This window comes from Empedobacter sp. UBA7494, from assembly GCF_002478465.1.
GTDB lineage: Bacteria > Bacteroidota > Bacteroidia > Flavobacteriales > Weeksellaceae > Empedobacter > Empedobacter falsenii_B.
The window spans coordinates 20,596-30,492 of the sequence record NZ_DLOC01000045.1; the positions used below are offsets into that span (position 1 = coordinate 20,596).

Annotated in this window: 7 protein-coding genes and 1 pseudogene; 3 read left to right on the forward strand and 5 right to left on the reverse strand. The window is 29.1% G+C overall.

The genetic code is table 11. From position 1 onward, the window contains the following. Positions 1-25 precede the first annotated feature (25 nt). From B4E95_RS04740 to B4E95_RS04750, 3 genes and pseudogenes are all read right to left on the reverse strand, one after another. A complete protein-coding gene (locus B4E95_RS04740) occupies positions 26-3,472 on the reverse strand; it encodes an ATP-dependent helicase (protein WP_291090323.1) in 3,447 nt (1,148 codons plus the stop codon). Between the two features lie 51 nt (positions 3,473-3,523). Continuing rightward, positions 3,524-4,339 (reverse strand): annotated as a pseudogene (locus B4E95_RS04745) (DUF4846 domain-containing protein). 1 nt (position 4,340) lies between these two features. Then, on the reverse strand, positions 4,341-4,718 hold the full coding sequence (locus B4E95_RS04750; RefSeq protein WP_291090326.1) for a VOC family protein: 378 nt from the start codon (positions 4,716-4,718) through the stop codon (positions 4,341-4,343). 327 nt (positions 4,719-5,045) lie between these two features. On the opposite strand from B4E95_RS04750, the gene B4E95_RS04755 reads away from it, so the two are divergent. Then, positions 5,046-5,552 (forward strand): hypothetical protein, encoded by a 507-nt coding sequence (locus tag B4E95_RS04755; RefSeq protein WP_291074178.1) that lies wholly within the window; start codon positions 5,046-5,048, stop codon positions 5,550-5,552. A gap of 42 nt (positions 5,553-5,594) precedes the next feature. Then, positions 5,595-6,227 carry a hypothetical protein gene (locus B4E95_RS04760; RefSeq protein ID WP_291074176.1) on the forward strand — a complete coding sequence of 211 codons (633 nt, stop codon included), beginning with the start codon at positions 5,595-5,597 and terminating at the stop codon, positions 6,225-6,227. A 31-nt stretch (positions 6,228-6,258) separates the two neighbouring features. Here B4E95_RS04760 and B4E95_RS04765 read toward each other — a convergent pair whose 3' ends face one another. Both B4E95_RS04765 and ligA read right to left on the reverse strand, forming a co-directional pair. Continuing rightward, complete coding sequence (locus B4E95_RS04765) at positions 6,259-6,816, reverse strand: hypothetical protein (protein ID WP_291090329.1); 558 nt, start codon at positions 6,814-6,816, stop codon at positions 6,259-6,261. Beyond that, a complete protein-coding gene (gene ligA / locus B4E95_RS04770) occupies positions 6,816-8,810 on the reverse strand; it encodes an NAD-dependent DNA ligase LigA (RefSeq protein ID WP_291090332.1) in 1,995 nt (664 codons plus the stop codon). The genes B4E95_RS04765 and ligA overlap by 1 nt, the downstream gene beginning before the upstream one ends. Positions 8,811-8,930: 120 nt before the next feature. Between ligA and B4E95_RS04775 the strand changes: the two genes are divergently transcribed. After that, on the forward strand, positions 8,931-9,185 hold the full coding sequence (locus tag B4E95_RS04775) for a hypothetical protein (RefSeq protein WP_038334370.1): 255 nt from the start codon (positions 8,931-8,933) through the stop codon (positions 9,183-9,185). Positions 9,186-9,897 lie beyond the last annotated feature (712 nt).

Consider the following 9,897-nt stretch of genomic DNA (forward strand, 5'->3'; position numbering starts at 1 on the left):
TAAATGAATTATGAAGTGATTTTGATTAGATTATAAGTTTATGTGAAGATTTATTTTCTAAATACTCAATTAATGTTTTAATCAATTGATTTTCTTTCAAAATCGTTTGATTTCCAATCAAAAATAATTGCTCTTTTGCACGTGTTAACGCCACATTTAGTTTTCGGTCAACATTTCCTTGGTCATTCATATTCACCAACGCATTCAATTGTGAATAATATGTTACCGCAAAACTATACAAAATAATATCGCGCTGACTTCCTTGATAACGCTCAACTGTATCAACCGTTATTTGCTCGTAATTAGGAATATTTGCTAATTCTAATTTTTGTTTAATCAAGGCAATTTGATTACGGAAAGGCGCAATAATTCCAATTGTTTTCTTTGCATCAAATTCTTTTTTATTGATTTCGTATAAATGAATAATTTCTTGTACAAATTTCACAATCAAATCGGCTTCTTGCTCATTCGTTGAAGGCAAATAAGGATTTTCGTCCACATTGATAAACGCAAAACGATGATTCGTAATAAAGTTTTGTAAATCATTTGATTGATTATGATTTTCAAAATGTAAATCTGCACGTTGGCGATGTAAACTTTGCTTAATCTCTTCATTCAAATTTGGAATATCATAGGCAACATTTAATTTTCCATCATAAAAATAATTGTTCGGAAAATCTGCAATTTCAGCATGCATTCTTCCTTGATAAGTCAATTGGTCAAATGAATTTTCGTTATTATTACGCTCACAAAATTCATACAAACGTTCGAAAATTGAGTTTTTACGATTGATTAAACCAATATTTTCTAATAATTCGTTGTTCGTTTTTGCTAATTCAGGATTTTGCAAAACAATTGCAGGCAACTGTTTGTGATCACCAATCATGATAAAACGTTCTGCTTTTGGTAGAATTCCAACAATTTGTGGTTCTAAAATTTGTGAAGCTTCATCAATAATAATTGTATCAAATTTCTTTAATTTCAGAATATCATTTTTACTCGAAATTGAAGCAACCGTCGAAACAAAAATGCGTTGTTTACGAATAATATCTTGAATTGTTTTTCTCGAAAATTTTTCTCCTTTTTGCTCTAAATCAACATCTTTTTGCTCGATAATTTTATTCAATAAATTAGGATGAAATTCAGGAGAAGTAGATAATTCATTCCCAATTCTGATGAACTTTTGTTCAATTTGATCAGAAATAGCCGAATTTATCGATTCACATAATTCATCAACCGCACGATTTGTATACGCCAAAAGCAAAATATTACAATCTTGTTTCTCGTAGATTTCTTTCACCAATTCTTTGATGATAATCGATGTTTTTCCTGTTCCTGGAGGTCCATTCAACAAGAAATAATCTTTAGAAGAAAGCGCTTTTTTCAAGATTCGATTTTGTTCATCCGAAAGATTTGAGTTAAAATACGCATAATCCATTTGATTTCTTGGAATAGATTGCGTTAAAATCAAATCTTTTTTTGCTTTAGAAGAATGAATTAATCCATACAGATTTCGGTACATCGAAACAAAAGAAGAATCCATAAAATCGCGTTCCAAAGCCCATTTTCCTGATGAATCAAACGAATCAAAAAAGCGTGTGTTGGGCTGCTGATAACGAAAACGCAACACAATAAATTCTCTCGAAATACTTTTGATGGTACATTTAAAAACCTGATTTGTTAAAACCGAATCTTTGAAATTATTTCTTGGATAAAGAATGCAAATATCACCTTCGCGAATCGAAATAAAATCATTCGCAGGATTAGTTCTTTTTAACTTGATTTCACGTTTTGGATCAGAAATATGATTTTCTACAATTTCTAAATCATAAATAATCTCGAAATTATTATTTTTTTCTTCGAAAGTATTCAGCCACAAACTCGCCAAACCGTTGTTAGAAGTTGATTGTCCCAAACCAAGTTTCGCCATATATTGCTCTTTCGCAATGAAATTCGTAAACGAATAAAAATAAGCTTTTTCTAACGGTGAACTATTTTTGATCGGATAGATAAATTTATCCAACTGTTCTTCTAAAATTTCTTTGAAACGAGGATTAATTTTTCGTTTGATAAAATTGGCAGGTTTAATCGAATAAATAGTTGATTCAATATCGGTTAATGCATGATTTGCTAACCGATTTTCATTGATAATTATTCGATTTCGTAAATCAAAAATACGTTGAACTCGCGCTAAAGTTGGCACATCAAAACGTAAATTTCCTTGATATACTTTCGAATAGAAGATATAACCTTCGGTGTTTTTTGTGACATCTTTAAACTCTAAATCATATAAAACACCAATAATTTGGTAATATAAAAAGAGCTGCGTCGCATGATTTGGCTTGACACTTTTTCCATCATCAGGAAAAGGTGCACCACCAGATTTCAGCTCGATAATTTTATTTTTTCCTTCGGGATTAATGTCTAATAAATCTAAACGACCCTGAATACCATATTGTTCGCACAAAAATGAAGGCTCTATTAATGCACGATCCAACGAAATATCATATTGAGGAAAATCCTCGGTCAACACTTTTTGAATACGGTCAAAATGACCTTTCGCTTCCAAATAATAATTTTTCAAATCTTGTGGATTCGTCAAATCGTTGCAAGCCGTATATTCTAATGGATAATTTTTAAAATCATTCTTGAAAATCTCATTAAAATCAGTGTTTTCAATGTTTTCTGTTGAAAAGTGATCGACAACCGAATTAGCAAAATTTCCTAAACGAATGTGTTTGCTGTTTGGTGCTTCTTCAAACTTTTTCTGAATATAATGTAATTCAGAAGTTCCATAATCTTGAAAACATTCAGCAATTGCCGAAATATCAACCAAATAATCTGGTTCGAGAATGATGAAACGTGGATGATAAATTCCTTCTTCATCAATCGTCGAATTGACTAAATTTAATTGCGCACCAACCCAAAAATCCTCAACAGAAGTAAAATTTTCATTCACGCCATCTTCATCAATTTGAACTGTAATATTTTCTTCTGTTTCATTATCTTCATGATCGCAAATCAAACAATCTAGCTTGATTTCAATCACTTGAACACGCAATTTTTTTACCCGATTTCGAGAAAGAATTTTGTTGGTATAAAATTCTTTTTCAGGAAAATAATAGATAATTTCTGCTGGAATCATGACTTCATAAATTGAAGAAATAAAATCCGCAACATATTTATAATGTGTGAAATATTCGTGTTCAGTCGGTTCGTATTTCTCGCTCAGAATTCGTTGAGCTGTTTTACGAAACGAATGAATTTTAGTTGAAACTTTGTAATGATTACAGATAAAAGATAGCTTCGAGAAAAAATTAGAAAACTGTAAAGCTTCGTTTTTTGTCAACTCAAATGCAATATTTTCAACCAAACGTTTTAAATCTAAATATTTAAAATTGATTGGTTTATTGGCAAGTTGAATTTGTAAAACTTCATTTAGCAGTTGATTTCCTATTTCTTCTCGATTCACGGCGATTAATTTGGTGTAAAATTAAGACTAAATATTGTATTAAAAAGACGTTTAACCCCACGCTTTCCAATCATCACTTGTAAACAACCATTCTGGAGTTTTAATTTTATCTTGTTGTAATTTATACCAAGGATTTAATTTTTTATTCATCGGATTATTAAGAATTTGAATTTCTTGAGCTGGTATATAACTTTGGGCGAGTAAAACAATTTTTTCGCCTTGTTCATTTTTTGCTAGATCAACTACCATAACGGCGTGTCCATAAGGATTTCCTTGTTGCAAAAGAATATCTCCAATTTTCACCTGTTCAAAATTAACCAATTTCAATTGATTTTTCAAAGAAGCTGTATTTGCGTAACTGAAAACATATTCTAAATACTTCCAATAATTTTCTGGTGAATAATCTCCATTTGCAAAATCTGTAAATTTGCGTGGTTTTCCGTCCAATAAAAAGTTAAAAGAGATTTCATTATAACGCTTTTGTAGATAGAGATAATCGGCTCTCAAACGCATTATTGCATCTGCACATTGATGTAAATCTTAGTTTCCAATTGGTAAATCAATCACTGCATTGTATACATTATTTACAGGTTTTTCTTTTCCATTATAATATTTCACAAGTGTTCCAAAGTCTTTCAATTTCAGATGTTGTAGATAATAACCAAATTCATTTTGACTATAATTTTCTCTTTGAAAACCTTTCGGTACGGAATATCGATGAATTATTTTATCTTCTTTTCTGTTTATAAAGCTTTCTTTCTCAATAATTTTTGGATTTGAATCATTATGAGTTTTAGAATTCGTAGAATTTTCATTTTTGCAACTAAAGATGAAAAATGGCAATATGAAGCAGATGTATTTTTTCAAATTATTTAATTCTCAAAGGTGAAACAATGACAGCAAATCCATCAGGATCTAAGAAAGAAATTCCGTTATCATTCCAATATGGATTTTTAGATTTTATTGGTTTGATCTGATGAAGTTCTAAACGTTCAATAATTTCGTCATATTCTTGTTGCGTTGTTGGATAAAATACCAAACAATCGTCTTCATCAAAATGATGATCGACATTTTCGTGAGTTGTTGTAAATTCTAGATGCCAGTTTAAATATGGTTTTCCAATAAAAATACCATCATATCCATTATGATTTTGAAACTCTCCAAGAATTTCAAAATTTAAAACTTTAGTATAGAATTTTTTTATTTCGTTGATTTGATTGGTATGACGAGCGACTCTAAATTGCATAAAATTCACTATTATTATTGATTGAAAATTAGTTTATTTTATTGAATTTTAATGAAATATTTAATCATGTTTAAACAAAATCGATATACAAAACTTTTTATCTGTTCGCTCTGTGTCTTTATAATAGGAATATTCTCGACTGGATATGGCTATAATTTGGATTATAACAAAAAGGATTATGGTGTATATTTTTTACTTGTAGGATTTCTTTTTATCATCATAGGGTTTATAATCGGTATATTTAGCTTAATAAAAGGATTTGTAAAGATATATCGAAAATAAACAATCCAATTTTACTCATATAGTTTATATAATATATTGATTTAGATGAAAAAAATAGTATTCTTTTTTGTTCTTGTAACATTCTCTGTGATGATTTCTTTTGCTCAGAAAAATGACAAAGTTAAAAGTGAAGAAATTAAAACGATCAAAGCAAATTTTAGTCGAATTAATTCAATTAAAAATTGGACAAAAATAAAAGAAGTTGAAACTGATGATTCTACCGAAGGTGGTTTTCTAAATTATTATTTTTTGAACAATAAATTAGAAAAAATTGTGGTACGAAAATTTGGAGAATCAGGTCAATATTTGGCTGAATATTATTTGTTAAATGATAAATTGTCTTTCGTTTTTGAACAAGATACAACTTATAATTTCCCTTTGTATTGGAAAGAATTTGATGATAAAAAATCGAAAATTGAAGAATCTCGTTATTATTTTGAAGATAGAAAATTGATTCATTTTATAGGAAAATCAAAAAATTATAAAACTGAAAGTGAGAATACTTTAAATGATTTTGATGAATTAATTAAGATAGAAAATAATTCTAAATAAATGATTTATAATAGTTATATTACAATTTGATTAACTTGTTTTATGTTCAAACTATATCCGTATCATTCTTGTTCTTTAGTATTATTGTTTCTATTAATTAATACACAACATTTTTGGATTCATGAAACTGGAATTTTCGCGATTGTTTTATATTTAATAGAACTTATTTTATTCATAGGATTAATTATTTCTACAATACTAAAGTTATATAAATATTTTGATGATGAAAGAAATTTCAAAAAAGGAATACCTGTCTTTATTAGCATTATTGTTTTGACTTTAGTTTTTCTATATCCATCAGGAATAATTACTGATAATACAATTTATGGTAAGGATAAATTATTTGCTTTTAGTGAAGGAACAGCAAGTTGCGGTATCAGCTATCATTTTAAATCAGATAGTATTTATATTGTAAATTCGTTTTGTTTTTTCCCTTCACGAGAAGTTGGTAAATATTATTTGAAAAACGATACAATATATTTTGATACTATAACTAATAAACAATATAAATTTGGAACAATAAATAGAAAAGATTCTATTTTAGAATTATATTATTTAGAACCTCGAACATTCAATTTTGACACATTGAAAGTAGATTCCACTATTATTAAAAGGAAAATTGAAAATTCAAAAAGTCATAGTTTTAATATCTCAAAAATAAATAATCTTGAATAAAAAAATCCGTCAATTGACGGATTTTATCTTTTTAATACACTTCTTCTTTTTTGAAGAAAACCGTGTCATTTCCTTTTCTAAATTTCAGTTCCGAATATCGAATCGTGTAATCATCAGACATTCCGTAAGTTTCTAAAATAAAATTATCTTTGAAACGATAATTTCTATTGGTTTTATGTTTTGCATTCGAGCCTAATTCTTCTTTCAAACTCAACATTTCTGGAGAAATTTTGAAGCGAGAATCAGTTTCTATTCGATTAATAATTGTATTGACATCGGCAGAATCCATAATCAAAACTGTTTCTTGTTTCATGTTTTTAATTCCAGAAATAACTGTCGAAACAATTTTTAAATTTCCTTTAAACCCAATTCCAGCTTGGTGTAAATCGGTTTTCAAATCATCATTAGAATACATTTGACTTCTGTAACCATATTTCACCATCGGAATCATCACAATAAAAAATATCGCAAGCGAAACTATCATTGCAGCTTTGTTGTAGCCTGCCATTCTCAATCCATAATATATAAATGGAATCAAAATCAATAATACAATTCCGAATATAATGACAGCAATTAATCCTGATTCCATTAGCCGTTAATCATATTTAAAAATTCGTCCTCGGTCAACACGACAACTGTTCCAATTTCTTCTGCTTTTTTCAATTTACTTCCAGCTTTATCGCCAGCAACCAAAAAATTTAAGTTTTTAGAAACTGCAGAAATATTTTTTCCACCATGATCTTCCACCATTTTTTGTGCATCAGTTCGATTGAATTTAGTCAAAGTTCCTGTAAACAAAAACGTTTTGCCTTCCAAAGAATCTGACAAAGGTTTTGCTTCTTCACCAATCTCGAAATTCAACCCGTAATCACGTAAACGTTGAATCAAAATTTGATGCTGTTCTTCTTTAAAATATTCCTTAATCGAAATTGCAATTTTTTCTCCAACATCCGTTACAGAAACTAATTCTTCCATTGTTGCATTCATTAAACGATCAATAGTTTGAAAATGTTTAACCAATTTTTTTGCAACCGTTTCACCTACATGACGAATTCCAATTGCGTACAACACCTTTTCGAAAGGTTGCTCTTTAGATTTTTCGACAGAATTAATAATATTTTGAGCAGATTTTTCAGCCATTCTTTCCAGAGGCAAAATATCTTCTTTTTGTAAAGTATAAAAATCAGCAATGTTATTAAGCAAATTTGCTTTGTGTAGCAAAACAGCTGTTTCACCACCAATACTCTCAATATCCATTGCTTTTCGAGAAACAAAATGCTCTAATTTTCCAATTATTTGAGGTTCGCAACCATTTTCATTTGGACAATAATGCTGTGCTTCGCCATCGTTACGAATTAATTCTGTTCCGCAAGAAGGACAATTTTTAATAAATTCGATTTCTTCCGTTCCAGGTTTGCGAACATCAGTATTAACACCAACAATTTTCGGAATAATTTCGCCGCCTTTTTCCACATAAACCATATCACCAATGCGGATATCCAACTTTTTAATAATATCTTCGTTGTGGACAGAAGCACGTTTTACGATTGTTCCAGCCAAAGAAATAGGTGCAAGATTTGCAACAGGCGTAATCGCTCCAGTACGACCAACTTGATAATCGATGCTCAATAATTCGGTTTCGGCAGCTTCAGCTTTAAATTTATACGCCATTGCCCAACGTGGAGATTTCGTAGTATAACCTAATTCATCTTGTTGCGAAAAAGAATTTACTTTGATCACAATTCCGTCCGTTTCGTAAGGTAAATTTTTACGTTCGATATCCCAATGATCTACAAAAGCTAAAACTTCTTCCAAAGAAGTACATAATTTTGATGTATGCGGAATCTTAAAACCTAATTCATCAGCGGCTTGTAGCATTTCCCATTGTGTAGAATAAGGTAAATTATTTCCGATAAAATAATATGGGAAACATTGTAAACCGCGTTTCGCAACTTCTGTATTATCTTGTAATTTTAATGATCCAGAAGCGGTATTTCGAGGATTTGCATACAATTCTAAACCATTATTAGCGCGTTCTTCATTAATTGAAGCGAATTTATTGAGCGGAATTGTAATTTCGCCACGCATATAAAAACGTTCAGGATAATTTCCTTTCAATTTCAATGGAACAGATTGTATAGTACGTATATTATTCGTGATTTCATCACCTTGTGTTCCATCTCCACGCGTTACAGCCTGCGTCAATTCTCCATTTTCATACAAAATAGAAATCGAAGCGCCATCATATTTCAATTCGCAAACAAATTCTACTTTTTCACCTAACGTTTTCTCAATTCGTTTTTCCCAATCTTGTAAATCTTCAATTGAATATGAATTGTCTAACGAATACATTCTAAATTCGTGTGTAATCGTCGGAAAATTTTTTGTAACCATTCCACCAACGCGTTGTGTAGGGGAATTAACATCAAAAAAGATAGGATTTTCGTCTTCTAATCGTTTTAATTCTTTCAATTTCAAATCAAATTCGAAATCAGAAATTGTCGGATTATCTAAAACGTAATAATTATAATTATGCTGAGTAAGCTCTTCTCGAAGCGCTAAAATTTTGTCTTGTATTTCCATTCTAAAAATGTTACCGAACAAAGATAAACACTTGAATTAATACGAACAATTTTTAAAATAATTTGGAATGATTTATATTTAGGAATATTTATTGCAACGTTTATTGAAAAATAATCAACTATGAATAATTTATTAGAAGTTTTGGACACAAAATCAAAAGGTTTTGAAAATACAGTTTCTATCGTAACAACTGGAGCAGCAGCAGGAATTGCAATTTCGAAAGCAATTAATAAGAACGAAAAAATTGGAGCTGTTGTTGGAGTAGGAGTAGGCTTGCTGGTTTATGCAATGTTTAGTCCTCAAAACAAATTGGAAAAAGAGAATAAAAAATTGGAAAAGCAAATAGAAGAGTTTGAAGCTAAATTGGAAAAATAATCTGTTTTTATTTGTAAGTATTTTAACTTATTTGGTGAGTTTAATTTTGCCTGTTCACTTATTAAGTATTGATTTTATTGAATATTATTCTGGAGATTCTAGAACAGAATATTTGAATTACATATCTAATATTAGGATATATAACGATATCAGAGTTGCCAATTGATTTTATCTGTTGGTTAGGGAACTTTACATTATTATTTTCTTGGATTTTTTATAAGATCAAAATAGGATGAATATTAGGTATTATCGCTGTTATTCAAATGTCATTATACGAAATTAATCATTTAACAAGATTAGATATTTTACAAATACATGAATATGATTTACCACATTTTGGTTATTGGATTTGGTTATTTTCATCCATTTTTGTCCTAATTTATCATTACAAAAAATATAAATTAAAAAGTCAAACATTGTAAAGTTTGACTTTTTAGTTTTGTGATATTCATAATTCGTTCTCGAAGATGATTAGATATAATTTATTTTTAAGACATTTTAAATGTTTTTATCTTAATAATTATATTGATTTTCGAATTAATTAGCAATCCATACTCTATGAAAACCTTTATTTAACGCTAATTTGGACTGATTTTCTTCTATTTTACGAATATGATAATTCGTTTTCGAAGATAATTTAAGTATAAATAAAATATGCTTGTATAATTTATTGATCTTATATTGTATTATATACCGGTAGTGCATTTGTATT